Annotated in this window: 29 protein-coding genes and 1 pseudogene; 20 read left to right on the top strand and 10 right to left on the bottom strand. The window is 54.5% G+C overall.

What is annotated here, in order from left to right; all coding sequences use genetic code 11:
* The first annotated feature begins 6 nt into the window (after nucleotides 1-6).
* From glmM to glmS, 3 genes are all read left to right on the top strand, one after another.
* A complete protein-coding gene (gene glmM / locus FLZ89_RS08160; RefSeq protein WP_141304754.1) occupies nucleotides 7-1,341 on the top strand; it encodes a phosphoglucosamine mutase in 1,335 nt (444 codons plus the stop codon).
* 93 nt (nucleotides 1,342-1,434) lie between these two features.
* A complete protein-coding gene (locus FLZ89_RS08165; protein WP_141304755.1) occupies nucleotides 1,435-1,767 on the top strand; it encodes a hypothetical protein in 333 nt (110 codons plus the stop codon).
* Nucleotides 1,768-1,793: 26 nt separating this feature from the next.
* Nucleotides 1,794-3,614, top strand: coding sequence for a glutamine--fructose-6-phosphate transaminase (isomerizing) (gene glmS / locus FLZ89_RS08170; protein WP_141304756.1), 1,821 nt, complete (start codon nucleotides 1,794-1,796; stop codon nucleotides 3,612-3,614).
* Between the two features lie 71 nt (nucleotides 3,615-3,685).
* Here the strand turns inward: glmS and hepT are convergent, their stop codons facing one another.
* The 6 genes and pseudogenes from hepT to FLZ89_RS16565 all read right to left on the bottom strand — a co-directional run.
* Nucleotides 3,686-4,108: a type VII toxin-antitoxin system HepT family RNase toxin gene (gene hepT, locus FLZ89_RS08175; protein WP_141304757.1), complete on the bottom strand. Its 423-nt coding sequence runs from the start codon at nucleotides 4,106-4,108 to the stop codon at nucleotides 3,686-3,688.
* Nucleotides 4,105-4,554, bottom strand: a complete 450-nt coding sequence (mntA, locus tag FLZ89_RS08180) for a type VII toxin-antitoxin system MntA family adenylyltransferase antitoxin (RefSeq protein ID WP_141304758.1) — start codon at nucleotides 4,552-4,554, stop codon at nucleotides 4,105-4,107. The genes hepT and mntA overlap by 4 nt, the downstream gene beginning before the upstream one ends.
* Before the next feature lie 55 nt (nucleotides 4,555-4,609).
* On the bottom strand, nucleotides 4,610-5,278 hold the full coding sequence (locus FLZ89_RS08185; protein ID WP_141304759.1) for a Uma2 family endonuclease: 669 nt from the start codon (nucleotides 5,276-5,278) through the stop codon (nucleotides 4,610-4,612).
* Between the two features lie 9 nt (nucleotides 5,279-5,287).
* The gene (locus FLZ89_RS08190; RefSeq protein WP_141304760.1) at nucleotides 5,288-5,740 is read right to left on the bottom strand and encodes a type II toxin-antitoxin system VapC family toxin; all 453 of its coding nucleotides are present in this window, start codon (nucleotides 5,738-5,740) and stop codon (nucleotides 5,288-5,290) included.
* Nucleotides 5,737-6,006 (bottom strand): type II toxin-antitoxin system Phd/YefM family antitoxin, encoded by a 270-nt coding sequence (locus FLZ89_RS08195; RefSeq protein ID WP_141263013.1) that lies wholly within the window; start codon nucleotides 6,004-6,006, stop codon nucleotides 5,737-5,739. The genes FLZ89_RS08190 and FLZ89_RS08195 overlap by 4 nt, the downstream gene beginning before the upstream one ends.
* 118 nt (nucleotides 6,007-6,124) lie before the next feature.
* Nucleotides 6,125-6,238: pseudogene (locus FLZ89_RS16565) on the bottom strand (IS3 family transposase); the annotation flags it as partial.
* 242 nt (nucleotides 6,239-6,480) lie between these two features.
* On the opposite strand from FLZ89_RS16565, the gene FLZ89_RS08200 reads away from it, so the two are divergent.
* Nucleotides 6,481-7,035 (top strand): hypothetical protein, encoded by a 555-nt coding sequence (locus FLZ89_RS08200; RefSeq protein WP_141304761.1) that lies wholly within the window; start codon nucleotides 6,481-6,483, stop codon nucleotides 7,033-7,035.
* A 111-nt stretch (nucleotides 7,036-7,146) separates the two neighbouring features.
* Here FLZ89_RS08200 and FLZ89_RS15675 read toward each other — a convergent pair whose 3' ends face one another.
* From FLZ89_RS15675 to FLZ89_RS08215, 4 genes are all read right to left on the bottom strand, one after another.
* A complete protein-coding gene (locus FLZ89_RS15675; RefSeq protein ID WP_172613509.1) occupies nucleotides 7,147-7,287 on the bottom strand; it encodes a hypothetical protein in 141 nt (46 codons plus the stop codon).
* Between the two features lie 232 nt (nucleotides 7,288-7,519).
* The gene (locus FLZ89_RS08205) at nucleotides 7,520-8,320 is read right to left on the bottom strand and encodes an ExeA family protein (RefSeq protein WP_141264859.1); all 801 of its coding nucleotides are present in this window, start codon (nucleotides 8,318-8,320) and stop codon (nucleotides 7,520-7,522) included.
* Nucleotides 8,320-9,708 carry a DDE-type integrase/transposase/recombinase gene (locus tag FLZ89_RS08210; RefSeq protein WP_141264860.1) on the bottom strand — a complete coding sequence of 463 codons (1,389 nt, stop codon included), beginning with the start codon at nucleotides 9,706-9,708 and terminating at the stop codon, nucleotides 8,320-8,322. The genes FLZ89_RS08205 and FLZ89_RS08210 overlap by 1 nt, the downstream gene beginning before the upstream one ends.
* A gap of 170 nt (nucleotides 9,709-9,878) precedes the next feature.
* The gene (locus tag FLZ89_RS08215) at nucleotides 9,879-10,481 is read right to left on the bottom strand and encodes a DUF6431 domain-containing protein (RefSeq protein ID WP_141264861.1); all 603 of its coding nucleotides are present in this window, start codon (nucleotides 10,479-10,481) and stop codon (nucleotides 9,879-9,881) included.
* Between the two features lie 423 nt (nucleotides 10,482-10,904).
* Here FLZ89_RS08215 and FLZ89_RS08220 point away from each other — a divergent pair, with 423 nt between their 5' ends.
* The 16 genes from FLZ89_RS08220 to nrfD all read left to right on the top strand — a co-directional run bounded on the left by FLZ89_RS08220 (nucleotide 10,905) and on the right by nrfD (nucleotide 25,880).
* Nucleotides 10,905-11,186 (top strand): DEAD/DEAH box helicase, encoded by a 282-nt coding sequence (locus tag FLZ89_RS08220; protein ID WP_141304762.1) that lies wholly within the window; start codon nucleotides 10,905-10,907, stop codon nucleotides 11,184-11,186.
* On the top strand, nucleotides 11,140-12,429 hold the full coding sequence (locus tag FLZ89_RS08225; RefSeq protein ID WP_141304763.1) for a hypothetical protein: 1,290 nt from the start codon (nucleotides 11,140-11,142) through the stop codon (nucleotides 12,427-12,429). Before FLZ89_RS08220 ends, FLZ89_RS08225 begins: the two co-directional genes overlap by 47 nt.
* A 154-nt stretch (nucleotides 12,430-12,583) precedes the next feature.
* The gene (truD, locus tag FLZ89_RS08230; protein WP_141304764.1) at nucleotides 12,584-13,744 is read left to right on the top strand and encodes a tRNA pseudouridine(13) synthase TruD; all 1,161 of its coding nucleotides are present in this window, start codon (nucleotides 12,584-12,586) and stop codon (nucleotides 13,742-13,744) included.
* Nucleotides 13,745-13,789: 45 nt separating this feature from the next.
* Nucleotides 13,790-14,551, top strand: coding sequence for a pseudouridine synthase (locus FLZ89_RS08235; protein ID WP_141304765.1), 762 nt, complete (start codon nucleotides 13,790-13,792; stop codon nucleotides 14,549-14,551).
* Nucleotides 14,552-14,693: 142 nt separating this feature from the next.
* The gene (locus FLZ89_RS08240) at nucleotides 14,694-15,179 is read left to right on the top strand and encodes a flavin reductase family protein (RefSeq protein ID WP_141304766.1); all 486 of its coding nucleotides are present in this window, start codon (nucleotides 14,694-14,696) and stop codon (nucleotides 15,177-15,179) included.
* 11 nt (nucleotides 15,180-15,190) lie between these two features.
* Complete coding sequence (locus FLZ89_RS16155) at nucleotides 15,191-15,391, top strand: DUF6485 family protein (protein WP_141304767.1); 201 nt, start codon at nucleotides 15,191-15,193, stop codon at nucleotides 15,389-15,391.
* A gap of 260 nt (nucleotides 15,392-15,651) precedes the next feature.
* Nucleotides 15,652-16,863: a DUF401 family protein gene (locus FLZ89_RS08250; RefSeq protein ID WP_141304768.1), complete on the top strand. Its 1,212-nt coding sequence runs from the start codon at nucleotides 15,652-15,654 to the stop codon at nucleotides 16,861-16,863.
* Nucleotides 16,864-16,955: 92 nt separating this feature from the next.
* On the top strand, nucleotides 16,956-17,213 hold the full coding sequence (locus FLZ89_RS08255) for a YkoF family thiamine/hydroxymethylpyrimidine-binding protein (protein WP_172613510.1): 258 nt from the start codon (nucleotides 16,956-16,958) through the stop codon (nucleotides 17,211-17,213).
* Nucleotides 17,214-17,374: 161 nt separating this feature from the next.
* Nucleotides 17,375-17,719 (top strand): ArsR/SmtB family transcription factor, encoded by a 345-nt coding sequence (locus FLZ89_RS08260; protein WP_172613511.1) that lies wholly within the window; start codon nucleotides 17,375-17,377, stop codon nucleotides 17,717-17,719.
* Between the two features lie 192 nt (nucleotides 17,720-17,911).
* A complete protein-coding gene (locus FLZ89_RS08265) occupies nucleotides 17,912-18,259 on the top strand; it encodes an ArsR/SmtB family transcription factor (RefSeq protein ID WP_141304769.1) in 348 nt (115 codons plus the stop codon).
* 11 nt (nucleotides 18,260-18,270) lie between these two features.
* A complete protein-coding gene (locus tag FLZ89_RS08270) occupies nucleotides 18,271-20,364 on the top strand; it encodes a heavy metal translocating P-type ATPase (RefSeq protein ID WP_141304770.1) in 2,094 nt (697 codons plus the stop codon).
* 136 nt (nucleotides 20,365-20,500) lie between these two features.
* Nucleotides 20,501-21,451, top strand: a complete 951-nt coding sequence (phnD, locus tag FLZ89_RS08275) for a phosphate/phosphite/phosphonate ABC transporter substrate-binding protein (protein WP_141304771.1) — start codon at nucleotides 20,501-20,503, stop codon at nucleotides 21,449-21,451.
* Complete coding sequence (locus FLZ89_RS08280) at nucleotides 21,448-22,869, top strand: HAMP domain-containing sensor histidine kinase (RefSeq protein ID WP_141304772.1); 1,422 nt, start codon at nucleotides 21,448-21,450, stop codon at nucleotides 22,867-22,869. The genes phnD and FLZ89_RS08280 overlap by 4 nt, the downstream gene beginning before the upstream one ends.
* 19 nt (nucleotides 22,870-22,888) lie before the next feature.
* Nucleotides 22,889-23,569 (top strand): response regulator transcription factor, encoded by a 681-nt coding sequence (locus FLZ89_RS08285; RefSeq protein ID WP_141304773.1) that lies wholly within the window; start codon nucleotides 22,889-22,891, stop codon nucleotides 23,567-23,569.
* Nucleotides 23,570-23,733: 164 nt separating this feature from the next.
* Entirely contained in the window at nucleotides 23,734-24,642 is a 909-nt protein-coding gene (locus FLZ89_RS08290; protein ID WP_141304774.1) for a 4Fe-4S dicluster domain-containing protein, read from the top strand.
* A gap of 14 nt (nucleotides 24,643-24,656) precedes the next feature.
* Nucleotides 24,657-25,880: an NrfD/PsrC family molybdoenzyme membrane anchor subunit gene (nrfD, locus tag FLZ89_RS08295; RefSeq protein ID WP_172613513.1), complete on the top strand. Its 1,224-nt coding sequence runs from the start codon at nucleotides 24,657-24,659 to the stop codon at nucleotides 25,878-25,880.
* Nucleotides 25,881-25,888: the final 8 nt, after the last annotated feature.

Consider the following 25,888-nt stretch of genomic DNA (forward strand, 5'->3'; position numbering starts at 1 on the left):
GATATGATGGGTAAGCTATTCGGTACTGACGGAGTCCGCGGGGTGGCCAACACCGGCCTTACCCCGGAGTTAGCCTTTCGCCTGGGACGGGCCGGTGCTGCCGTGCTGGCGGGACAGGAAGGTCGGGCCAGGGTGGTGGTGGGCCGGGACACGCGCATTTCCGGGGATATGCTGGAAGCCGCCCTGGTGGCCGGCATCTGTTCCGTCGGGGGGGATGTGCTGAAGGTAGGCGTAGTTCCAACCCCGGCGGTGGCGTGGCTGACCCGGCACCTGGAAGCCGATGCCGGCGTCGTCATCTCGGCGTCCCACAATCCCGTGGCCGATAATGGTATTAAATTCTTCAGCTCCAGCGGTTACAAGCTGCCCGACCCGGTGGAAGAAGAAATTGAACGGCTGGTACTGGAACCGGAAGATACCCTGCCCCGGCCGGTAGGCGTAGAGCTGGGGCGGGTGCAGGAGCTGGAAGAGGCTGCCGAGCGCTACATCGCCCATGTCTGCAGTACCGCCGGGCGGGGCGTGGGCGGCATGCGGGTGGTGCTGGACTGCGCCTATGGTGCCGCCTGCCGGGTCGCGCCGGCAGTTTTCCAGCGCCTGGGAGCGGAAATTTACCCCTTGCATAATACCCCCGATGGGACTAATATAAACGTCGGGTGCGGTTCTACCCACCCGGAGGTGCTTCAGGCCGAGGTCGTCGCCCGGGGGGCCGATGTGGGCCTGGCCTTTGACGGCGATGCCGACCGGGTGATTGCCGTGGATGAAAAGGGGCAGCTGGTCGATGGCGATGCCATCATGACCATCCTGGCCCTGTACCGCCAGGAGCAGGGAGGCCTGCCCGGCGGCCAGGTAGTGGTGACGGTGATGAGCAACTTCGGCCTCCACCAGGCCCTCACGGCAGCGGGCCTGCGGGTGCACCAGACCCGGGTCGGCGACCGCTATGTCCTGGAAGAGATGCTGCGGACGGGTGCCGTCCTGGGCGGCGAGCAGTCGGGCCACATTATCCTGCTGGAGCACAATACCACCGGCGACGGCCTGCTTACCGGGGTGCAGCTGCTCCAGGTCATGGCCGCCACCGGCCGGCCCCTGTCGCGGCTGGCGGCAGCCATGCCCCACCTGCCCCAGCTGCTGGTCAATGTAACGGTGGCGGATAAAGAGGCCGCCATGGCCAACCCTGCCCTCCTGGCAGCCGTAGCGGCGGCCCGGGAGCAGCTGGCGGGACGGGGCCGGGTCCTGGTCAGACCGTCGGGAACGGAACCCATTATCCGTCTTATGGTAGAAGGCCCGGACAGGGAAGAGCTGGAGGCCATTATGGCCGGCCTGCAGCGAGCTGCCGCCGAGCTGTGAGCCCTGCCAGCTTGCCGCCGCTATTACCCGGCAGCCCCAGGGCACGAACGGACCAGGCTGTTTTAAGCCGGCTTATAACCCCGTTACTACCTGGTGGCGCCGGAGCATAAGGAAATCCGTTATGGGAAAAGGGGGGTGATTCTTACCCGGGCCGCGGGAGGTCCGGGTTATCCAGCAGGTTCAAGGGGAGAGATAAAGGATCAGGACAAAGGCAAGCGCCGGGACCAGCCGGCCCGCCGTTTATGCCTGGGTGAGCCGGGAGGGCCATCCAGGCAGGCGGGTGCCGGAGGGTTGACGAGGTGGGGGTTGATCGAGGCATCGGCGGGTGCCCCCCGGTCCGGTTACGACCGTCAAAGGCGCTACAAAACCCGGGAGCAATCCCGGGGACAAAGGGCGCCGGGTAACCCCTTATCTCTCCCTGGTTAAAAAATAAAGGGAGAGTGAGCATGATAATGTGCGGTATCGTTGGTTATCTGGGCCCGCGCCCGGCAGTCCCCATATTAGTTGAGGGACTGGAAAGGCTGGAATACCGGGGTTATGATTCTGCCGGTATAGCGGTATTGAACGGCGGGGGGGTGGTAGTAGAAAAGAGCGCGGGCAAGCTCCATGTCCTGAAGAGCCGCCTTAATGGCAATCTTGATGGGGCCCGGGTGGGGATCGGCCATACCCGCTGGGCCACCCACGGCCGGCCTTCCGATGTCAACGCCCATCCCCATCTGGACTGCACGGGCAACTTTGCCGTCGTCCACAACGGCATCATCGAGAACTACCAGGAACTGCGGGAAGAGCTTACGGCCGCCGGCCACCGCTTTGTTTCCGAGACGGATACGGAAGTCCTGGCCCACCTGGTGGAACAACTTTATGAAGGCGACCTGCTGCAGGCGGTTCTCAAGATGCTGCCGAGCCTACGCGGCTCCTATGCCCTGGCCGTGGCCAGTGCCTACCACCCCCAGGAGCTGGTCGGGGTACGCCAGGACAGCCCTTTAATTGTGGGCCTGGCTGATGGGGAAACTTATCTGGCTTCAGATATACCGGCCTTGCTGGCTTATACGCGTGATACTTATATTTTAGAAAACGGAGAAATTGTGCATATCAAACCCGAAGGCGCAAAGGTTTTTGATGCTCAAGGCATACCCAAAGCCAAAGAGATATATCACGTAGGTTGGGATTTCCAGGCGGCCGAAAAAGGCGGCTATGCCCATTTCATGCTCAAAGAAATTCACGAGCAGCCCCGGGCATTACGCGATACCCTGAGCGGCCGCCTGCAGCCTGACGGCAGGGTAAAGCTGGAAGGCGTGAATTTAACAGCCGCCATGGCGGCCTCTATCGAAAAGATAGCCGTTATTGCCTGTGGTACCGCCCATTATGCCGGTATGGTCGGCAAGTATCTCATGGAAAAGCTGCTGCGTCTGCCTGTGGAAGATGACATTGCTTCCGAATTTCGTTACCGCGACCCCATTCTTAATGAAAAAACCCTGGGCCTGGTAATCAGCCAGTCCGGCGAAACGGCGGATACCCTGGCCAGCCTGCGGGAGGCTAAAAAAGCAGGGGCGCAGATCCTGGCTATTACCAACGTCGTCGGCAGCTCGGTGGCCAGGGAAGCCGACCACGTCATTTACACCTGGGCGGGACCGGAGATAGCCGTAGCTTCGACCAAGGCTTACCTTACCCAGGTGCTCGCAGAGTATTTATTCACCCTGTACCTGGCAGAAAAGCGGGGTAAAGCACCCTGGGCGGCTGAGCTAGCCAGCCATCTCAAGGTTATGCCGGATTATGTAGCAGAAGTATTAAAGGCCGAAGCGCGGGTGCAAGAACTGGCTGCCCGGGTGGCCTCCCAGGAGCACGTATTTTTCATCGGCCGCGGTATGGACTATGCTGTTTCCCTGGAGGGCGCCTTAAAGCTAAAGGAGATTTCCTATATCCATGCCGAGGCTTATGCTGCGGGAGAGCTGAAACACGGCACCATAGCCCTCATTGAAGAGGGAACGCCGGTCATCGCCCTAGCCACGCAGGCAGAGCTTTTAGAGAAAATGATCAGCAACATCAAGGAAGTCAAGGCCCGGGGTGCCTGGGTCCTGGCCCTGACCCAGGAAGGCAACACAGCTATCGAAAAAGAAGTTGATCAGGTTCTTTACCTGCCAGCCGTACCGTCGCTGCTGGCCCCAATCGTCGCGGTAGTGCCCCTGCAGCTGCTGGCCTACTACGCCGCCGTCGCCCGCGGCTGCGACGTCGATAAACCGCGGAATCTCGCTAAGAGCGTGACGGTGGAATAGAAAAAATTGCGGGCGGGTCCCTGAAGAGGAACCGCCCGCTTTATTATTAGTGTTTCGGGAGAATTAACTGTTTAACTCAGATATCTACGTATAACTACTTCCATAAATGGCCTGAAATCTTCGAGATGGTTTTGAATGATATTCCAGATTTCAGCAGCATTAACTTCGTCATAGAGATGGACTACTCGGTTGCGGAAGCGGGCCATGGCTTTATAGGTATCTTCCATTTCCGGCGGTATCAAGCCGTTGTGCACCGCCAGCTCAACCGTTTCGACGTAGGATTTAGGTAATCCCCACCCTTCCCTGGAGATTAAATGGGCGCAAATGTCCAGCATAGCTTCAATGGTTACCTGCAGCATTCTTGTGGCGGCGGCTTCGTACAGGCTATTTGCTTGGAACTGGCTTATATCCATACCTTGGAACTTTTTTAGCTCCCTCAATTCTTGCCGCATAAACTGCAACTTCTGGCGGATTTTTTCCCTATCAACCGTCACAGGAATTCCTCCCGCAGACCGGCATCAAAGTCCCGGTACAGGCTCTTTAAGTCGGGTTCAAAATCACAATAGCGGCGAATGACCCTTTCCTTGAAATCGGCCAGGAGTATTTTATCTTTAACATACAGGAGGCGCCCTGTTTCTAATACCCGCATTTGCAGGGTCACCGGAACGCGATGCAGGTTCACCAGGTTGATATCGTCGGTCCGTCCAATATGGCAAAATTCGGCCAGCAGCTCCAATTCGCGCTTATAATCCCACGAGGTTTCCGGCATTGGCAGTACCGCCAGATCAACATCCGATAGTGCCGTTTGCCACTTTGTACCGTAGGAGCCATATAAAAACAAGGCCAGGACATCCCCCTGTTGGCCCGCGAAATCCGCCATGCTTTTTAATTGCTTGGGAGAAAGGGTTATTTTTTCTAATTTGCGGCTCAATCTGACCACAATATCACATCCATTTTGCTTTAAGTGAGTTAGCGTCAACGCAAGGCAACGCCACTTATATTAAATCCATTTCCCTAAGGCAGGCTATAACCGCCGGGGGAGGATCCAGGAATAACCATTCAATTTTAAGCCAAAAGCCGGGGATTACCTCTGACCGGTAAATTCCGCTGGCGTCAGGTGCTACGGTGTAGTAACGGCCATTTTTTCCCAGACGGTAAAATTCCGCCTGCTGCCGGTCGGGGTCAATGAGCCAGTACTCCCTGACACCGGCAGCTTCGTATTCCACATACCTTTCGCCCCTGTCCCGGGCTAGACTTTCGGGAGAAGTAATCTCAACGATCAAATCGGGAGCACCGTCCATGTAGGTTTCTTTTAAAAGGTGGATCCTTTCGTTACTGACGTAAAGGAGGTCGGGTTCGCGTCCCCGGCGTAAGGTTTCCGGCAGGCGCACCAGGAAGGGGGCATCCAGAATTCGTCCAGTTTTTTTGTAATATAAGAACTCACGGATAACACTATATAAGAAACCCTTAACGTCCTGGTGCTTTCTCGCTGCTGGCGTCAAAACAACGACCTCCCCGTCCACCCACTCTGCCCAGGTGTCCTCGTCGCACCAGGCCAGGAACTCCTCGAAAGTCATTTTACCTGGCGGTAAGGGATTACCATTATCGCAGGTTAAAGCTGCTTCACGCACCACGGCATCCACCTGTTTCGTGCCCCCTTTCATTTAACTCCCTCAGTTCATACCGCCGCCAGGAAGTTTCTCCGGCAGCAAAGCAAAATTATTGGAGTTCAATGCTTGCCATAACCTTTTATCCCAGCAGGCTACAGTGATATTTTCTTTGACCTGTTGTTTGAGTATTAATGCTGCTGCCAGATGAACAGCATCAAAGCCACGCAATTGATGCTGTTCTGCTAATTCTCCGGCCAGCTCTATCAAGGTGTCTGATACTTCTATGGTGAAGTAATTACGCCAATCATCTTTGAGAGCTTCGACGGCCTGGGCGTATATTTCATCTTCGAGAGCTTTTTCCCGGTGACCCCTAGCCAGAGCGGCCCTTGCTTCGGCATAGGCAATTTTACTGGTAGCTACAAGGAGAGAATTGGTGACAAGTTCTTTTACTTCCGGAGAGCCTTCCTCATAAATATACAGCTTTACCAGAGCACTGGTATCGAGGTAACATATCACCCGCGATCTTCCTCCACGATGCTGGCAATGGAGCGGCCGTTTTTAACCGGTAAATATTTATTCACTCCAAGAGGTTTGCCGCCGGACCATGACGCCAAGCCTTTATCTAACATAGCAGTAATAGCAGCTGGAATTTTGTTTTCAAACGGTACCAGCCTGGCCACCGGACGGCCGCGATCGGTAATAATAAGAGATTCCCCCTGCTTAACTCGTTTTATATAGTGACTTAAGGAGGCTTTCATCTTTCTGATACCGACCTGTTCCATTATTTCCACCTCCATGTAGTTATATTATAACGCCAAAGAGACCACCTTTTCAATATATTGACAGATTACCTGTCATCGGCTGTGATATTGTCACCCTGTAAGCAGACTGAGAAAATGTCACGGAGACGCGTTCATAGCGATTAAGCTCAGAGGCCACTCTTTTTTTAAGCCAGGTAAGCTCGGTAGTCAAACGGCAAACCTCGGCATAAAGGTCCTGGATTTGTTGTTCGTATTGAACCAGACAGGATTGCAGCCCAGACATCCCGTGAGGGTGTGACGTAAATTGGTGCGTATTCGAAAGCCTTTGCCCCTTTAAAACTTGAAGAAAAATTGCGAGAGAGTTTAATGTCGGGTGCATATGTCAATCTGCGGGGGTTAATCCGCGTGGTGCATGAATTTTCCTGTAGTGGTTAAGGTTAAAGAAGAGCCCCAAATGTAATCCAATAATGTCTGGTGGAGTGAGGAGGCAGCAGGATGAGTCAGGGCAGTATCCCGATATTTGAGTTCATATCGACGGCGGCAATAACCATTTTAGCCCTTCTTAACTATTTCTCGGTAAGGGCATCCCGGCAGATGGCCAAGGAGATGAGAGAAGTACGGTTGGCCCAGTTCAAACCCCTTTTACACCCCAGGTTGGAAACAGGAGGTGGAGTCATTGAAGGGGAGGAGGCTTCCGATATGAAGGGAGTTCTCAACCTGGTCGTTGAGAACATTGGTGAAGGCCCTGCCCTGGATGTAGACCTCAAAGTAAGCGGAGCAGTGATGGATTCGTGGCATACTGGCTTTCTGGCAGAGGGAAAGAACCTGTCAAAGAGAATACCCAGGCCCTCTCAACCCCATCATGGAGCAAAGGCGCCCGGGCAACCCGGCATGAACAAAGAGGGGCAAGCACCTGTCTCGGTTACAGTGGAGGCCAGCTACAAGGATCTTTTTGGCAATCCAATAAAAGTAGAGGTAACCTACTCTCTCGTTTATAACACAAAGGACCAGCCCGAAGTCCGATTAGTCCGCACAATTCTCAAGGGGTAGTATCTCCGTGAATAGTAGGATAGCCGTTTGACACCTTTTTGCTATAAACAATTTGTGCAGCTATTTTCCAGGCCGGCGGGAGTTAAAAAGAGCCCCGGCGGGGCTGGGAGGCTATTCTTCCTCTGGGCAGCATCTATCTAAAAGGGCGTCCATAAACTCGATGGAAAGGGCTTCCTCGGGCTCAACGGCTTGCCCGGCTTCAGGGGCACGTTTAAGTTCATTTTCACGGTTAGCTTTTTTGCGATCAGGCATGAGAACACCTCCAGCAGGTAGGATACCATAGTGTAGATTCTCACTTTAATTCGGAAAAGCTTCTCACAATAAATTAGACGAAGATAGCAGCAAAAGAATAAAGTTTCTCAGATTAAACCGGATATAGACAAACATCATTCTAAGATTGCGCCAGCAAAAAGGTTAAATAAAGCCAAAACCGGGCACCACAAATTGGTACCCGGCTTTAGCAAATTCTTACCTTCTTCCGGCTCTAAATCTCCAGTTCCCTTTGTGCCTGGTAGACGATCTCATCATCAATCAGCCTCTGTTTCTTGCCACAGGCACAGATGAGGCAGGTGGTGACCAGGTTGTTAACCAGGCGGGGCAGGCCGCCTGTTATGCCGTAGATAGCCTCCAGGGCGGAGGGGGTAAAAATATCCTCATGAAGGCCGGCAAGTTTTAGCCGGCTCAAAACATAATCCCGCAGTTCCTCCGGCCTAAGGCCCTGGAGGAAATACTTGACCGCCAGGCGCTGCCTTAAAGGAGCGTTAATATTTAAGCTCAGGCGGGAACGGATAAGGTTTTGGCCGGCGAGGATAAGGACAAAGGGGTTCTGGGAGTCCATCTGGAAGTTAAAGAGGAGGCGCAGGTCCTCCAGGATTTTGTTGGCAGCGAGATGGATTTCGTCCAGGACAATAAGGGGAATAATATTGCGGTCGGCATAAAGGCTATTGACAGCCGCCTGGATCTGGTGGAAGATATGGACTTTTTTATGCTTGGGTTCCTCGCCCAGGGCGAGGGCCAGGCCCTGGTAAAACTCCAGCACCGTGACGGTGGAGAGGGCAAAATAACAAGCTTTGTAGTGGGCCGGGTTAAGTTCACTGACAAATTTCCTGAGGGCGGTAGTTTTACCACAGCCGGCCTCGCCGGTAATTAGTCCAATACCCCGGACGTTAAGGAGATACTTCAGGCGGGAGTTAAGTTCCAGGAGGTCCTGGCTTAAGAACAACTGGTCGAAGGGTATTTCTTTGGTGAAGGGATTAAATTTAAGGCCAAAGAACTGGGTAAACATCACCCTTCACCTCCAACGTTCTCTGGGGTGAGGATAGCGGCAAAAGAGACGGAAGGCGCCGGTGCCGGGAGGGGGTTGTCCGCATGAGGGAGATTTACCTTCCCCGGCAACTGAAGGGGTGGGCGGTCCTTGCCGGCCGGGCGGCCGCGCCCTCTTCTTTTCAGGCCGGCATTGGTGGCAAAGTCCACCTGCCTGGCCTCGCCCACCTTTAACCCTTCGCGGTACAAAAGGACGGGCCGGGCGGGGTTTAAAAGCCACTCCGGGTCGTACCGCACCTCAAGGCGCAATCCGGCCAGCTGCGGCTCCGTTTCAAAGAGGACATTCTCCAAAGAGAAGGTAGCATCATGGTTAACCTTGCGCATGACCCGCAGGAGAAAATACTCATCCAAAAGCGCCGGGTCGGGAAAGAGGCGTATCCGCTGAACTTGGGAGAGGAAATAATCCAGGGGGCTAAGGCCCAGGGAGCTATGAATTTTGCGTTGGTAGTCCTCCTCCAGCCACTGCCAGAAGAGGAGGTTTAACTCCTCCAGGGATTTAATTTTCTCCAGGTCCAGCCGGGGCAAGAAACGCGTCCTGACCGTCCGGAAGAAACGCTCAATCTTACCCCGGGCATAAGGGGTGAAGGGTTCGGCATGGAGCAAAGCACAGCCTAAACTGGCACAGACTACGGCCAACTGCCCAGAACGGTAGACCCTGCCGTTATCGGTGTAAATCATCTTCGGCACGCCGCGCTTTAAGATGGCCTCTTTTAAAGTAGAGCGCACCGCCAAATAATTCTGCTCCCAGAAGAACTGGGCATGAAGGATAAGGCGCGAAGCGTCGTCGATAAAAGCAATGAGGTAAGTCTGCCTTTTACCCCGGGCCGTTTTAAGGTAAGGGCCGTACATGATATCCCCCTGCCAGAGCTCATTCACCCACTGGTGGGCAAAGCGCTTGATTTCCTTTCCTTTAGCATTTGTTGCCGGAGAAGACGAAGGAAGCGGGTGCCGGGAGAGGTAGCGGTAAAAGGTGGATAGAGAAACTTTGTCAGGAGTAAACACCCCGTCTTTCACCAGCTCCTCATAGAGCATGATACCACTTAGCCCCGGTTTCTCTGTCCTTTTGGCCTCGATTTTTAGGGCCATCTCTTCCGTTATCCGCCGGCTTTTCCCCCGGTCGGAACGATAACCGGGTTTTAAACCCTCCAGGCCATGGCGGCGGTAGAGATACAACCACCAGGCAAAACTCTTGGGAGAATACCGCTTTATGCCATAATGGGGCATGACAATAGGTTGAGAGGCCAGGTCCTTAAAGTACTCCTGGTGACTTTCCACCTGGCCGTTAAGCACCGGCGCAATCAAAGCAAACTTCTTCAGGGCGATCTCTTCCCGTTCTTGAGAAGAAAGCATAAAGAACCGTAAGCCTCCTTAAAACTAAATGTTAAATTTTAGGAGGCCGTAAGCGCTTACAGCCCGCAGGCGCCCTTGAGTATCATGATACCATTCTCTGATAGCCGGTCCCCAGACAAAAGTTTTGTTGCTGCCATTTTTCACCTCCAGGGGTACCAGAAGAGCTCCGGTTATGCTAAAATATTACGCAAAGGAGCCATAAAAGCGTACCCCCAAGCCTCGTAAAACCTGGTACTGAAGGACTGGATGTGGGCAAATCCAGTGGTAATGAGGCGGAGTACCTTTTGGGCTCCTTCCTTTTTGGCGGGTATTTCCTCCGGCAGCCGAACCCGGGGCATGAATTGGCGTAAGGCTAATTTGATAAATTTCAAATTGGCCAGAAAACGGCGCAGGTAAAACTGTAAGTGTGAGATGTCCCAGTAGAGCTTTGGGTAGCGCCCTTTTAGAAACTTAAGGCAACCTCGCAGGGAGAAATTGAACTCCAGCATAAGCCTGAGGCCGGTAAAAATCAAATCAACACAATACTGAAAATAGGGCAGGCAAAAGGAAGGCAAGTAAGAAATGGTAGAGTGGCAGTATTGGCAGTAGTAACGCCGGATTAAGATGCGGCCGCTGAAATCAGCGGTAATAACGTTGCGGTGAAAGAACCCGTGTTTTCGGGGCGGTATCTTTATCCGGCAATGGGGGCAGCAATCGGGTTCCGGAAAGGGGAAATCTTTACCCTGGCGGCTGTACTCTTCGGGCGACACGGTGGTGTAGAATATCAGCTGCATGGTAAACCCTCCCAGCCAATATTCTACTCTATTCGCCCCCAAGCAGCACGCCTTCCAGAAGATGGACTAAACCCATCTATAGTTTGAATACTGGCGTAAAGTGAAATAGGATTCTCATACTCTCCTGGTATTAACTTTAGATGCAGATTGTTCAATTTGCGACCATGGAATTATTTTGGGATGAATTAATGTGAGGATCTACACCATAGTTTTAATTTTTTATGCTTAAATTGTGCTATCCTTGTTATCCTTAAAATCATCTACAAAAATATATCACTAGAGTTGCATAAAGAAAAATATCAGCTTGTCAAGGGCCATCACCGACACAGGGCCTGCGCCTGACCCTGGGGGAAGTTTTGCAAATCGAGGTGTCCAGATACAAGAAGCACGCCAGCGTATCGAAAACCCTTCGATATTGCCCTGGTGGATGAAGCTCATGCCCTGCGGCGGCATAATCCTGCAGCTGGCTGCGGGGTGCACCCGGACTATGGTAATCTCTATAAAGCTGCCAGGGATTACCTGCGCCCCAGGGCACGCGCCCTGTGGCTGGCCACGGCCACCCCGATGCAGATCCATCCGGTGGAAGTATGCGACCTCCTGGCCCTGACCAATCGGGTGGGCGCCTTTCAGTACGACCCGTCCCTGACACTGCAGTATTATGATATTATGGGCCGTCTGCTGGACGGCCAGGATCGGGCGGATTGACCGCATCGGTCAGAAGCACCGGGATGTTTATGTCCTTAATCTCTGTTATACCGGCAGCGCCGAGGAGATTGTATACGGGCGGCTGCTCTCGCGCCTGGCGCAGGCCAACCTTATCGTCGGCACCCAGCAGGTTTCCCTGCTGCCGGTGGAACCGGAGGATTTTCGCCAGCTGGCCGAGGGCACGCTGACCGAAAAGGAGCTGGAGGCGCGCGCATTCGAGAAGCTTAAGGAACAGCGCCGGCGTACGGAGAGCATGGAGATAAACCCGCAGGAACTTTATGAGATTTACATGCGGCTGGACCGGTTAGCTGAACGGCGGCCGTCGCCGGTAAACCTGGCGGCCATCTGGGAGGCCCTGCAGGGTTCGCCGTACCTGCGCCGCCTGGGGTGTGCCGTCGGGGATGAGGACGGTAAGCCTGTGCTGACCGTAGCCGGGATCGAAGGCGTACCGGAGGGTGCAGTCTTAACCGTTTCCAGGGAGCTTTACGAGCAGGGACTGGCCGGGGACGGCAGGCGCGTTCATTTTGCCTCGTATGGCGATCCGTTTTTTGAGCGCGTTTTAGAACACATGAACAGTTTCGGGCTTCCCCGGTGTGTCCGGCGGCTGGCCGTGCCCGTTCCCGGGATGGATGGCGTTGAAGTGGTGGGCTATGCTGCGGCCTGCCGGGAAGCAGGAGACAGCCGCGTGGTCCGTCTTATCCTATCATGGAGGGATTTAGAAAACCTGCAGCTCGCGGAAGGGGAGACCCTGGGGACGGAGGAGGTTGAACCGCTGCGGGAAAAGCTCGCTCAGTTGGCCCGGAAAGAATTTGAGCACTATCTGGCGGCTGAGAGGATTGAACAGGAAAACATCCGCGCCGCCCGGGCCCAGGAGATCCTCGACTATCTGGTTATCCGGGACCTCCTTGAAGTTAAGGCCCGTCCGTGCGGAGCGGATGCATCTTTTTTTACCGTCCTGCGCGAAGTCGAAGCTCAGAGCGAGACGCGCGAAAAGTTGCTTATTGCCGGTTTGTCGGCGGAAACTTTAAAGCCCATTGCCGAATATCTGCTTTTCGACTGCCGGGTGCCCGTCGTGAGCGGCACGGTTAGCTTTCTGGCGCCGCGCATCCTAATCCGGGCGGCTATAGACGCCGCCAGCCGCCTGGCGGACGGCATGAAGGAGCGCAAGAGCGAGCTCCGACTCGCTACCGTGCTAGCGCGCCTGCGGCGCGAAGCCGAAGCCAGGCGGCGGCAAATACATTAACCAGCTTTATAAATGATATTCACCTGGTGCTTCCAGATACCGGGCCGGGCATGATGGTGCCCCGGCTTTTGTTTTCGAGCCGGCACATTTGCAAAGCGGCAGGGATTGTGGTACATATTTAGGGAGGCGATAAACAGGCATAAGGAGCAAGGCAATGAAATTAAAGGTGATCCCCGAGGATTTCGTGGTCCGGGAGCTGGCCCGCCTGCCTGTCCGGCAAAAGGGTCCTTACCGGCTGTACCTTGTGGAAAAGAAGGGATGGAATACCATTGATCTTTTAATGCGGCTGGCAAAGGCCCATAACCTTCCCTACCGCCTTTTTGCTTACGGGGGATTGAAGGACAGGCACGCCCATACCTTTCAGTACGTCACGGTGAAGCATGCTGCTGATTTAACCACTGCGGAAAAAAATTTTTCCCTGCGGAGCATTGGCTATATGGACCGGCCCATGGGGCCCGACCTCCTGGAGGGAAACGAGTTTGCCATCACCCTCCGCGCCCTCGGCGCGGCAGAGGTATCCCGCATTACCCGCCGGGTTGATGAGGTGCGGGGTTTCGGCTACCCCAATTACTATGACGACCAGCGTTTTGGTAGCATGGACCGCCAGATGGGTTTCATGGCTGAAAGGCTGCTGAAAAGGCACTATAACGGCAGCCTGCAGATTTACCTTACCGGTATTTACCCGGAAGAAAAAAAAGAAGCCAGGGAGCGCAAGCTCTTTTTCCGCGAGCACTGGGGAGACTGGGCGACGTGCCTGACGCGTGCCAAAACCACCATGGAAAATAAAATATTTTCCTTGCTCGCCGGGAAACCGAAGGCCTACATAGAGGCTTTGCAGATGATACCCCGCGAAGAGCTCTCCCTGCTTTTTTCGGCCTACCAGAGTTTTCTTTTTAACGAGTTGGTGAGAAGGATTTTGCAGGATATGGGCCTTGAGCTTACGGCCGTACCTGGCACCGCCGGGGCTTATCTTTTTTACCGGCGCCTGGAAAGGAAAGAATTGGCCTATTTGCGTTCCCTTTCTTTACCCCTGGCTGCCGGCCGCATGGAGTTTCCCGATGCCCGTACGGAACGGCTTTTTGCGGCTATTATGGAGGAAAGGGGCATCAAGGGCAGCAGTTTCAACCTGCGTAAAGTCCGGCAGGCCTTTTTTAAGTCTACGCCCAGGAACGCCGTAGTTTTTCCCGGCGATTTTAGTTTGCAGCCCGCGGAGCCCGATGACCTTTACCCCGGCAGGCAGAAAATGCGCCTCTTTTTCAAGCTGCCGCGGGGGAGCTACGGGACAATGCTTATCAAGAGGCTGACCATGCCATGACGACTGGCATAGCTGGCGTAAGGAAACAGTGGTGAGGCAAGAAAAATGGCGGTAAAAGAGCGGCAGCGCCTGGATAAACTGCTGGCCCACATGGGGTTGGGCACGCGTAAAGAGATAAAGAAGCTGATAAAAGAAAAAAGTGTACAGGTCAACGGCAAACCGGCCGGTGATCCGGGTTTACATGTTATCCCCGGCCGGGATCATATCCTAGTCAACGGTAAACCCCTTGAGTACAGGCGGTACATTTATTTAATGCTGAATAAACCGCAGGGTGTCCTGTCCGCGACGGGAGATAGATTCGCGAAAGTAGTAGTTGACCTGCTCCCTCCCCGGTACCGTGCCTTTCATCCATTTCCTGTCGGGCGGTTGGATAAAGATACCGAAGGACTGCTATTACTTACCAATGACGGCCGGCTGGCCCACCGGCTTCTGTCCCCCAGGAAACATGTACCTAAAACGTATTATGTTGTGGTACACGGGATGGTTACAGGAACAGATGTAGAAGCGTTTCGCCGGGGGGTAATCTTAGATGACGGTTACTGTACCATGCCGGCTGAGTTAAAGATTCTTCGCCAGGAATTGGACTCGGAAGTTGAACTTACCATTTATGAAGGAAAATATCACCAGGTAAAGCGAATGTTTGCTGCGGTAGGCAAGAAAGTGACCTATCTCAAGCGAATTGCCATGGGACCGCTGGTGCTGGACGAACAGTTAAAACCCGGGGAATACCGGGAATTGACGGCAGGAGAGATCGCCGCGCTGCAGGGAATTAACCCGCCGGAGAGCGGTGGGCACCGGCCATGGTAATGTGTTCTTTCGACCCGGGAAAAGTGTCGCCGATGCGGGGGTCAATGTGGCAGTGGGTACAGCAAAGTTGCTTTACAGTATGTTTTCAACTAAAATATAAACGTCAGGAAACTTTTCCTTTGCAGGAAGGAGTTGAAACGTTGTGAGCAGCGATATTACCCGCGCCTTGAGCAAAATTGCCTGCCCTTGCGGCCTGGTGGGTGTAAAACACGGGGAAAAACACGACCTGACCACCGTGGCCTGGTTTACCCAGGAATCCTCCGACCCGCCCCAGGTGATGGTGGCCCTGCATCCCCATCGTTACGTGCTGGAACTGATGGATGCCGCCGGGGAGTTTGTCCTTTCCATCCTGGCCGAAGATCAGGAGAATATCGCTGTCTTCTGCGGCACCCATTCGGGGCGGAACGTGGATAAAATTAAGGAACTTGGTATTGCTACCGAACCGGCGGCGGTGGTTGCCACCCCCGGGGTCAAAGATGCCCTGGCCAACCTGGAGTGTAAGGTTTCCGGCCGCTACCAGAGCGGCGATCATGTCATTGTTGTCGGCCAGGTGGTGGCGGCCAATGTGAAGAGCAACAAAAAACCCCTTCTTTACTTTGAACATAATTTCATACGCTGGGGCCAGTAAGGGGTGAGAAAATGGCACAGTGCAATCTGCAAGCCAATAAGGAAAGGTGCACCTGTACCTATGAACCCTGCAGCCGCAAAGGTAAATGCTGCGAATGTATAACCTATCACCGGAAATATGGAGAGCTGCCTGGCTGTCTCTTTCCACCGGAAATAGAAAGAACTTATGATCGCAGCATTGCACGCTTTATAGCCTGTAATAGTCGTGTCTAGTCTCACAAACGAAAGGTAAACCTGGCGAGAAGGTAGAAGGAAAAGATGGGGCCTCAGCCCCGTCTTTTTTCTTAAAATTTCCGGCACCCTGATAAACTCCGCCATCCCGGCTGCCAGGCAGGGGTGACGCCATCCATGAGGGTTTCTTCCCTTGACAGGTGCCCGGAATTTCCTGCTCTCTAGAAGTAATACCCCTTGATTTATTGTTGCGGCGTGATTATTATAAGTGGTAACTTAACAGTACAGAGAAGGGAACGTCGTTGGAAGGACTCAAGCTGTTGCTGGTGTTCGGGATAATGATGGTGCTCCTGGGGCGGCGGGCGCCCCTGGGACCGGTGATGCTTGGCAGCTCGCTCCTCCTGGCCGCCCTTTACCATACCGGTCCCGTTGCTTTCCTGGGCATGGCCTGGCAGGCCACCAGAAGCCCCGCTACCCTGGAGCTGGAGGTTATCCTGGCTCTCATCATGCTTTTTGAACACCTCCTGGGAGAACAGGGTTACCTGGAGAGGATGCTGCAAGGGCTGCGCGGCCTCATACGCAACCGGCGGCTAGTGATGGCTCTGTTGCCGGCCTTTATCGGCCTTATGCCTTCGGCAGGGGGCGCGCTGTTTTCCGCTCCCCTGGTGGGGCAGGCGGCGGCGCGTACTGCTATAGCCGCCGAAGAAAAGAGCTTTATTAACTACTACTACCGTCATATCTGGGAGTACTTCCTTCCCCTTTACCCCGGGGTCCTGCTGGCCTCCCGCCTCAGCGGGATCCCTTTACCCCACCTGATTGCTGCCCTGGCTCCCTATGGTTTGCTGGTCATCTTACTGGGTATACCAGCCCTGCGACGAGTAAAAATCGAGCCGGAGGGAGAAGGAAGGGAAGGCTTGCCGGCCGGTCGCCGCACCCTGGCCAGGGAACTCTTCCTCAGCATCCTGCCGGTACTGGTAGTGGTGGCCCTGGTGCTGGTTTTTCACGTGGAGGTCGGCCTGGCGGTGGGAGTAGTACTCCTTTTCCTGCTGGTGCGGCACCGTTATACACCGTTAAAATTCTGGCACCTGTGCCGGGAGGCCATAGCCGTAAAGACCCTCCTGCTGGTGTGGGGGGTAATGCTCTTCAAGGAGGTACTTGTAGATACCCGGGCGGTCGATGGCCTGCCTTCTTTACTGGCCATGCTGCCTGTACCCGAATTTTTGATTTTCGGCCTTATAAGTTTCCTGGTGGGAATGCTTACCGGCTTGACGGTAGCTTATGTCGGGATCGCCTTTCCCATTGTCATGACTGCCGTGGGCGGGCAGATAAGCCTGCCCCTGGCGGTATTCATTTTTGTAGCCGGCTTTACCGGGAACATGTTAACTCCCATGCACCTCTGCCTGGCCCTCACTGTGGACTTCTTCAAGGCCGACCTGCGCAAGGTGCTCAGGATGATGGTTGGCCCGGAAGCGGCCCTCCTGGCGGTAGCTGTGGCGGCATATTTGGCTTTCTGAACTTCCGCCGGGACAGGCCAGTGGGTATTTTAGATGTGAATAGCTAACTTTATTTATTTGGTACCAAATTTAAAAAGGGAGGTTCATGCATAATGATGCTTGCCTGCCAGTTGTCCCTCTACCCCTTGGGGACGGCCGCCTATACGCCGGTAATCAAGGAAGCGGTAGCGGCTCTGGAGCAGAGCGGGGTGGAAGTAGAGGTCAATGCCATGAGCACCATTATCCGCGGTGAGGAGGAGGCCATCTGGCGGGCAGCCCGGCAGCTTTTCCGGGTGGCGGCGGACCGGGGCGAGGCTGTCCTAATTATGACTGTGTCTAACCGCTGCGGCTGTAAGGTGGCGACGGGTTAGGGAGACATAATACCGTTTTATAAGGTCAGGCCATAAGGCCTTTATTTTCGGGAAATTGCCGGAAGCCCGTTTACCGCCCGGCTGGAGCCTGGTCCTTGACAATCCAGATTTTAAAGCATAAACTAATATATGCAGAAATTCGCATATAAGGAGGACATTCTTTGGCTGAGAGACTCTACAGCCTGAAGGCGGAATTTTTCAAAGCCCTGGCCCACCCGACCCGGGTGAGGATCCTGGAACAACTGCGCCAGGGGGAGAAGTGTGTCTGCGAGTTTATAGAAAACCTGGAACTGGAGCAGCCGAATATCTCCCAGCACCTGGCCGTGCTGCGCAAGGAGGATATCGTCGTCTCCCGCAAAGAAGGGTTAAAGGTTCTTTACCGGGTCAAGCACCCGGAAATCTTCCAGATTCTGGACCTGGTGGGCAGCATTTTAACCCAGGAGATAGTCACCACCATGGCGGAACTGCAGGGGCGACATGGTAAAGATGAAAGGAAGGGAAGTTAGACCGGGCTGCAACCCCTGGTGCGGAACCTACCGCAAAAGATATGTATCGTGGGAAGCTATAAGCTTCCTTTTCTATTTTCTCCAAGAATTATAAAACGTAGTGCGATAATTGAACTTCCTGAGCTTGACATTGAAGGAGTAGACAAATATATTACAATTAAACAATTGATTAATCGTTTGGAGTGATTATCCTTGCCTAATAATGACCTCTGCGACACCTTCTGTCCTTCCGGCCACCTTGAGCACCTGAAGGACAGGGTGCTGGATGTAGCCGGTTTATCGGAAATTTTCAAGGTCCTCGGGGACGAAACCCGGACCAAAATCCTCTATCTCCTGGCCCACCAGGAACTTTGCGTGTGTGATCTGGCCGCGCTCCTGGACACGAGTTTGCCTGCCGTCTCCCACCACTTGCGCCTGCTGAAAGCTTTACGCCTGGTCAAGTATCGCCGGGACGGCAAGATGGTCTATTATTCGCTGGATGATGAGCACATCTTAAACCTGATCCGTGAGGCTCAGGCCCACTTTGCTGAGGGGAGATAGGAGGCCAAGGTATGCGTTACACCCTGGAGGGACTGGATTGCGCCAGTTGCGCTGCCAGGATTGAGCGGGAACTTCGTAAAGTAAAAGGTTTAGAACAAGTTACCGTTAACTTCGCCAACCAGAGCTTAGACCTGCCCCCGGAACTGCTACCGGCGGCCCGGGAGGTCATCGCCCGGGTCGAACCCGGCGTGAATATTGTAGATACTACCAGCCAGAGGCCGGAGTCTCAATTATATATCATCTTAGTTGCAGGCCTTCTCCTGGCAATAGGGTTTATTTTTAACCAGCAGCTTCATCGCACTCCTTACGCGTGGGCCGAGTATACGATTCTTTTGTCCTCCTACTTCCTGGTAGGCTGGCGGGTGCTCACGACAGCGGTGCGCAATCTGACCCGGGGCCAGTTTTTTGACGAAAACTTCCTGATGACCATTGCCACTATTGGCGCCATTGCCATTCACCAGCTACCCGAGGCGGCAGCGGTGATGCTCTTTTATGCTGTAGGTGAGTATTTCCAGGAGCGGGCTGTCAATCGCTCCCGCCGTTCCATTGCCGCCCTGCTGGATATCAGGCCGGAGTTCGCCAACTTGAAGCTAAAAGGGGAAACAAAACAGGTACGGCCGGAGGAGGTAGAGGTGGGTCAAACTATTGTTGTCAAGCCGGGCGAGAGAGTGCCCCTGGACGGCGAGGTGGTGGAGGGCGTTTCCTTTGTCGACACCTCGGCCCTGACGGGGGAAGCCGTGCCCCGCAAAGTGGAAAAGGGTGAAAAAATCCTGGCCGGGATGATTAACGGCCAGGGCCTCCTGACCATCAAAGTGACGAGGCCCTTCGGCGAATCCTCTGTGGCTCGTATCCTGGAGCTGGTAGAAAACGCCGCGGCCCGTAAAGCCCCGACGGAGCAGTTTATCACTGCCTTTTCCCGTTACTACACCCCGGCAGTGGTCTTGGGAGCCCTGGCTCTGGCTATCATCCCGCCCTTGGTCCTGCCCGGGGCTACCTTCTCGACATGGGTCTACCGGGCTCTGGTTTTACTCGTCATCTCCTGCCCCTGCGCCCTGGTAGTTTCTATCCCCCTGGGATACTTCGGTGGCATCGGCGCGGCTTCGCGCCAGGGCATCCTGGTCAAGGGCGCCAACTTCCTGGACGCCCTGACCGGGCTGCATACCGTGGTTTTTGATAAAACCGGTACCCTGACGAAAGGAGTTTTCCGGGTGACGCAGGTGGTTCCATACAACGGTTTTCAGGAAGACGAACTCCTGGCAGCTGCCGCCGCCGCCGAGGTCTACTCCAGCCATCCCATCGCCCAGTCCATCCGGACGGCCTACGGCCAGGAGATTGACCCCGAGAGGATCGGTGAATACCGGGAAATTCCCGGCCACGGCATCAGCGCCGTGGTCGACGGGAAAAGGGTCCTGGCCGGTAACGATCGTTTAATGCACCGGGAAGGAATCGCACATGAGGTTTGCAATGTGGCAGGCACCGGCGTCCACGTGGCCATTGACGGCACCTTTGCCGGCTACATCGTCATTTCCGACGAGGTGAAGTCTGATGCCAGGGGGGCAATTAATAGGCTTAAGGAGCTGGGTATAAAGAAAATAGTGATGCTTACCGGCGATGAGGAGGCGGTGGCCCGCCGGGTGGCTGAAGAAGTGGGCGTCGACGCTTACTTTGCCGAGCTCCTGCCGGAAGGCAAGGTGGCGAAGGTGGAGGAATTGCAGGCCGCTCTGCCTGACCGGCGCCGGAAACTCGCCTTCGTGGGTGACGGCATCAACGACGCCCCGGTCATCACCAGGGCCGATGTGGGGGTGGCCATGGGCGGCCTGGGGAGCGATGCCGCCATCGAGGCCGCCGATGTGGTTCTCATGGAGGACGCCCCCTTAAAACTCCCCATGGCGATAGAAATAGCCAGGCATACCAGCTGCATCGTCAGGCAAAACGTGGCCCTGGCCCTGGGCGTCAAGGGATTCTTTCTTGTCCTGGGAGCCTTTGGCGTGGCCACCATCTGGGAAGCCGTTTTTGCCGATGTAGGCGTCACGCTGGCAGCTATCTTCAACGCCACCAGGATACTGGGGTATGGCGGCAAGACTGTCCCGCCGGAACAGGCTTAACATTTGCCACCCCTGGCCGTCCGGCGTTAAAACCGCCGGTCCAGGGAAAATGATTATTTATCGACGGGAGAGGGGTACAGATTTATTAATTATGCTATAATTGTTTTAAAGTTGCATCGGGGGGCGGCTGTACCTGATGTCCACCGGGCGGTCAAAGTTAATTTTATTCCTGGCGTTTATTTTGCTCATATTACTGTTATCAGGATGCGCTAAAACAAACCGTGAAGGGATAATCAAACTCAACGATTTGCGCAGCGATTATCCGGGGGCCAGTTATAACGGCTCTGTTCTGGAGGGGGAATTAAAGCGCCCCTTACGCCTTGCTGCGGCACCGGTGATTTCACCGGAAGAGGGTTATCAGGCTTATACCGATCTCACTAGATACTTAGAGGATTTTCTTGGATACCCGGTTGAATTTATTACCCGCCAAACTTATGCTGAAGTAAATCTCCTCATGAATTCCGGCGACATCGATATAGCCTTTGTTTGCACCTATGCCTATGTCAAAGGCCAGCGCGATTTCGGCATGGAACTGGTGGCTGCTTCCGAAGTGGGCGGGCAGGCCAAGTATGCCTCCTATATTATAGTCCCTAAATCCAGCCCGGTGCAGGATTTCGCGGGCCTGAAGGGCCGACGTTTCGCTTTTTCCGATCCCATGTCCATGAGCGGTCGCCTGGTTCCCCTTTATTATATCCAGCAGAAGGGTGAGAGACCGGAAACCTTCTTTCAGAGTTATATTTTTACCTACAGCCATGACAAGTCCATCAGGGCGGTGGCCGACGGCATTGTAGATGGAGCTGCCGTTGACAGCCTGGTATATGAGGCCTTTGCCAAAAAGCACCCGGAAATAGCGGCCAAAGTTAAAATCATCCAGAGCTCCGACGATTTTGCTTCCCCGCCCGTGGTGGTGCGCCCGGGCCTGGAACCGGCCCTGAAGGCGAAAGTCCGGGAAGCTTTTTTGCAAATGGATAAGAAGGAAAACGGGCGTAAAATTTTGAACGAACTGGGAATAGAGCGCTTTATACCTATCAACGACGAGGCCTATAACCCGGTAAGGGAAATAGCCCGTAAGGTGGGGTATCCGTGAACTCCGGCCATGATTTAAGAGAAAAGCTTCGCGTTATAGGAGCTAAACTTAGTTTTCGCCATAAAATTTTGGCTTTAGTCCTGGCGATAATTATTTTTATGGGCCTGGCTATGGCCCTTCAGACCAGGGCCGTCCTGGTAACTTCCCTGGGACAGCAATTGGACCAGCGTTCCCTGGCAACAGCAAGGGCCGTGGCCGCCCAGGGTAGCGAGCTGGTGCTCACCGGCAACCTTTATGGCCTGCACCAGATGCTCCTTGATATGCAGGCCAGCGGGAGGGATATTCGTTATATTTATATCCAGGACTCCTGGGGCCGCGTCCTCTCCCATACCTTTAACGGCGGTTTCCCCGTAGATCTGCTGGCTTATAATCAGCTACCGCCGGGCAAAAAGGAAAGCCAGCAGTTATTGTTGACGGATGAGGGGGTAATTCACGACGCTGCTGTACCGGTCTTCGGCGGCCAGTTAGGGGTGGTCCATGTCGGCCTTTCCGAAGTGGGCTTGCGCCAGGCTGTGTTTGCCGCTACAACACGTTTTGTGATAATGATTACTATTTTTTCTATTCTTTTTATAGTATTAGCCTATATGTTAACAACCATTTTAACCAGGCCGATCCGGGAACTGGTGGGGGCCACCAGGGCGGTGGCCCAGGGAAACCTGGACACCACTGTAACTGTTAGCGGGCATGATGAATTCGGCTTCCTGGCCGCCTCCTTTAACCGCATGCTCGACAGCTTGCGCCGCTCGCGAGCCGAGATTGAAGAGCTGAGCAATTTACGCTCCGAACTTCTCGATAGGGTAGTTACCGCCCAGGAAGCCGAGCGGCGGCGTATCGCCCGGGAATTACACGATGATACCGGAGGGACCATGACGGCTATTCTCTTACGTTTAAAAGCCCTGGAGGATAAAGTACAAGGGGAGAAGGAAGTAGCCCGGTCCCTGGCCGAAATCAGGGGCGCTTTAGGGGAGGCCATGGCCGGATTGCGATGCCTGGCCCTGGAACTCCGGCCTGTTGTTTTTGACGAGCTCGGTCTTACCGGCGCCCTGCAACAAATAGCGCGCAATTACAGCGATAAATTTAACCTTAAAATTCATCTGGCTGCCAGGGAGGTGGAGAAACGCCTCCCGCCCAAAGCAGAGCTGGCCATTTACCGCATTGTCCAGGAAGCCCTGAATAACGTTATTAAACACGCTGAAGCCTCGGAAGTCAGCATCCTCCTGGAACCGCGCGGCGAGGCCTTGCGTTTGATTGTCGAGGATAACGGCCGGGGTTTTGATCCTGAAGCAAGCGCCTATAGAAAGGGGCTGGGGCTTTTTAGCATGCGCGAGCGGGCCGCCCTCCTGGGAGGAAAGGTGATTATCGAATCCACGCCTGCCCGGGGAACAACTATTTATGTTGATATCCCTATAACCGCCTGAAGGGTGGGGAGGTGTAAGCATGGAGTATAACGGGAAAATCAGGATTGTCATCGCCGATGATCACAGCGTCGTTAGGGCCGGGCTGCGTTATTTAATCAATGCTGAAACCGATATGCAGGTGGTAGGTGAGGCCGGTGATGGGGATGAGGCCCTCAAATTAACCCGGGAATTGCGGCCCGATATCCTGCTCCTGGATATCAGTATGCCCTTCTGCAACGGGTTTACGGTGGTAGAACGGATTGCGGCCGAGATGCCGCTGGTAAAGGTTTTGGTCCTCTCCATGCACGAAGATTGCGAGTATGTTGAGAAGGCCCTGGCCGCGGGAGCGGCGGGTTATATAATTAAAAGGGCTGCTGATAATGACCTGATCACCGGCATCAGGGTGGTTTCCCAGGGGGGTGTGTTTATCCATCCTCTAGTAGCCAGGTTTTTAGTTGATGCCCTGCAGAAGGGGGCTAAGGGTAAGGGGCATCCGGATAAGAATAGTGAAAAAAGGAATACCCATTTAACTTCGCGGGAGACGGAGGTATTGCGCCTGGTAGCACTGGGTTATACCAATCAAGAGATCGCCGAAGCCCTGGGCCTCAGTGTCAAAACAGTGGAAAGCCACAAGGGGAATATTAGCCGGAAGTTGAATTTAACCAGCCGGGCGGAGCTTGTCCGCTATGCCCTCCAGCAGGGATTGATACCCCGGGATTAAGGATAAAGGGTTATACGTTATACGGAAGAATGCCTAAGGGAAAAACCTTAGGCGTTTTTAATTCCAGGGATAACCCTGATTGGCCGTTGGGTGAAAAGAAGAAATAATTGTGATAGAGGGCGCAGTAACGTCTTTGCCAACTAAAAAAGAGGAAAGGAGGCACAATGGTGGACAAGGAAGGAAGGGAGATCCGGGAGCCGGTAAGCCGTAGGGAATTTCTCGTTAAAACGGCTACGAGTATGGTTTTGGGAGCTGTCACCCTGGGGGCCCTTTCCAGGACTCCCGCTTATGCTGGCGATACAGCAGCCGTACCTGCGGCCGGTTCCGATTCCCGGGCTACGGCTGTCAAAGAGTGGCCGGTTAACGGCGACTGGGAAAACAGGATCCGCCGCCTGGAGCAGGACCTGGAAAGGGCTCTGGGCAAGCCCGTGGAGCAGCGGAAATGGGGTATGGTAATTGATTTGCGCCGCTGTGTCGGCTGCATGGCCTGTACGGTAGCCTGTAAGGCCGAAAACCACTTGCCACCGGGGGTCGTCTACCGGCCAGTTATGGAGGAAGAAAGGGGTACCTACCCTGAAGTACAGCGCCGGTTTCTTCCCCGGCCCTGCATGCATTGTGAAAAACCGCCCTGTGTCACCGTCTGTCCAGTGAAAGCCACCTATAAAAGGCCCGACGGTATTGTAGCTATCGATTATAACCGTTGCATAGGTTGCCGTTACTGCCTGGCGGCCTGCCCTTATGGCGCCCGTTCCTTTGACTCCGGCCGGTTCTATACCCAGGATACGCCGTTGTTAGAACCTTACGAAAGCGAACCGGCGCTGGAATATGGCAAGCAGTGGCCGCGCCAGAAAGGTCGTTCACCCATAGGTAACGCCCGTAAGTGCACCTTTTGTCTGCACCGGTTACAAGCCGGCCAGCTACCGGCCTGTGTCACTACTTGCCTGGGCGGCGCGACCTGCTTTGGCGACTTCAACGACCCCCGGAGCATGGTGCGGGAATGGCTGGCCAGGGAAGGCTTAATGCGTTTGAAAGAGGAACTTGGTACGGAACCCCAGGTTTATTACCTGACCTGACGAGAGGTGAAGTTATGAAAAAAATAAGTTGGATAATTACCATAGCAGCTTTGCTGGTCGGCGCCATCGGGGTTTACCAGTATCTGGTTTTTGGTGAACAAGCGGTAGGTTATTCTAGCGCCGTCCCCTGGGGACTGGGAGTGGCCACCTATATGCTTGCCAGTGGTTTATCCGCCGGGGTTTACCTCCTCACCAGCGTGGTTTACATTTGCGGCGTAAAAGAGCTGGAGCCGTTCAGGCAGGTGGGTCTCGTGGCGGCCCTGTCGGCTTTACTTGCTGCCCTAGTCGCCATTGGCCTGGACCTGGGACACCTGGGACGGGCCTGGCGGATCTTTATTAGCCCCAATCCCCACTCACCCATGGCCTGGATGGTCTGGTTGTATACTATTTATTTACTACTCCTCATACTCCAGCTTTATTTCGACAGTCGCGGCGATTCAGCACCAGCACCAGACGCAGGGACGGCAGAGATACCTGGAGATAAGCGGCCGGGGCGTTACCTGGCTATCACCGGCGTGCTGGTAGCGCTGGCCTTTAGCGGCGGCCTGGGCGCTTTGCTAGGTGTGGTCCAAGCCAGGCCCTACTGGAGCAATCCTCTTTTGCCGGTTATGTTTTTAGTTGCCGCCCTGGCTTCCGGTTCCGCCCTGCTTATCTTTGTAGTGGTGGTGGTAAATCCCGACCAGCAGGATAAGGAAACCGGCCGGGCCATCAACCTCCTGGCCCGGATTGTTGTCGGGCTCCTGGTTTTTTACCTCCTCTTTGAACTGGCGGAAATGCTACTGGGCAGCTACTACCTCTCCCCATCCCATGCCCTACCGTACCAGCTCATCTTGACCGGTCCGAACTGGTGGATCTTCTGGGTCGTACATCTGGTGGTGGGAGCCTTGATTCCGGTGTTCTTACTGGTACGAGGCAATATCACAGCTAAAACCGCTGGTTGGGCCGGCTTTTTGATCACCCTGGGTTTCCTGGGGGTACGCTACAACATCGTTGTACCAGGTCTGCTGGCGCCGCCTTTCACAGCCCTGCCGTCCGCCTATAGCGAGCCCGGGCTGGCTTATACCTATGTACCCACTTTGAACGAATGGCTGGTAGTACTTTTTGTCCTGGCCCTGGGTGTATTTATCTTTAAGCTGGGAATAGAGTACCTGCCGTTTAGCCGTCGCCCGGACAACGCGGTAACCCCGCCGGCCCATCACGTGGAAACAGGCGCTGATCTGTCTCGTCGATACTCGTAGAGGAGGTG

Origin of the sequence: Moorella sp. E306M, assembly GCF_006538385.1 — a bacterium.
In the GTDB taxonomy this organism is placed as follows: Bacteria; Bacillota; DSM-521; order Neomoorellales; family Neomoorellaceae; genus Neomoorella.

Bases quoted from the DNA above. Each gene is read 5' to 3' on its own strand.
- FLZ89_RS08290 (WP_141304774.1), top strand. From the start codon at position 23,734: ATGGTGGACAAGGAAGGAAGGGAGATCCGGGAGCCGGTAAGCCGTAGG.
- FLZ89_RS08210 (WP_141264860.1), bottom strand. From the start codon at position 9,708: ATGCTTTCTTCTCAAGAACGGGAAGAGATCGCCCTGAAGAAGTTTGCT.
- truD (WP_141304764.1), top strand. From the start codon at position 12,584: ATGAAATTAAAGGTGATCCCCGAGGATTTCGTGGTCCGGGAGCTGGCC.
- nrfD (WP_172613513.1), top strand. From the start codon at position 24,657: ATGAAAAAAATAAGTTGGATAATTACCATAGCAGCTTTGCTGGTCGGC.
- FLZ89_RS16155 (WP_141304767.1), top strand. From the start codon at position 15,191: ATGGCACAGTGCAATCTGCAAGCCAATAAGGAAAGGTGCACCTGTACC.
- FLZ89_RS08235 (WP_141304765.1), top strand. From the start codon at position 13,790: ATGGCGGTAAAAGAGCGGCAGCGCCTGGATAAACTGCTGGCCCACATG.
- FLZ89_RS08225 (WP_141304763.1), top strand. From the start codon at position 11,140: ATGATATTATGGGCCGTCTGCTGGACGGCCAGGATCGGGCGGATTGAC.
- FLZ89_RS08200 (WP_141304761.1), top strand. From the start codon at position 6,481: ATGAGTCAGGGCAGTATCCCGATATTTGAGTTCATATCGACGGCGGCA.
- FLZ89_RS08255 (WP_172613510.1), top strand. From the start codon at position 16,956: ATGATGCTTGCCTGCCAGTTGTCCCTCTACCCCTTGGGGACGGCCGCC.
- FLZ89_RS08205 (WP_141264859.1), bottom strand. From the start codon at position 8,320: ATGTTTACCCAGTTCTTTGGCCTTAAATTTAATCCCTTCACCAAAGAA.
- FLZ89_RS08185 (WP_141304759.1), bottom strand. From the start codon at position 5,278: ATGAAAGGGGGCACGAAACAGGTGGATGCCGTGGTGCGTGAAGCAGCT.
- FLZ89_RS08270 (WP_141304770.1), top strand. From the start codon at position 18,271: ATGCGTTACACCCTGGAGGGACTGGATTGCGCCAGTTGCGCTGCCAGG.
- glmM (WP_141304754.1), top strand. From the start codon at position 7: ATGGGTAAGCTATTCGGTACTGACGGAGTCCGCGGGGTGGCCAACACC.
- FLZ89_RS15675 (WP_172613509.1), bottom strand. From the start codon at position 7,287: ATGCCTGATCGCAAAAAAGCTAACCGTGAAAATGAACTTAAACGTGCC.
- FLZ89_RS08195 (WP_141263013.1), bottom strand. From the start codon at position 6,006: ATGGAACAGGTCGGTATCAGAAAGATGAAAGCCTCCTTAAGTCACTAT.
- FLZ89_RS08215 (WP_141264861.1), bottom strand. From the start codon at position 10,481: ATGCAGCTGATATTCTACACCACCGTGTCGCCCGAAGAGTACAGCCGC.
- glmS (WP_141304756.1), top strand. From the start codon at position 1,794: ATGTGCGGTATCGTTGGTTATCTGGGCCCGCGCCCGGCAGTCCCCATA.
- phnD (WP_141304771.1), top strand. From the start codon at position 20,501: ATGTCCACCGGGCGGTCAAAGTTAATTTTATTCCTGGCGTTTATTTTG.
- FLZ89_RS08285 (WP_141304773.1), top strand. From the start codon at position 22,889: ATGGAGTATAACGGGAAAATCAGGATTGTCATCGCCGATGATCACAGC.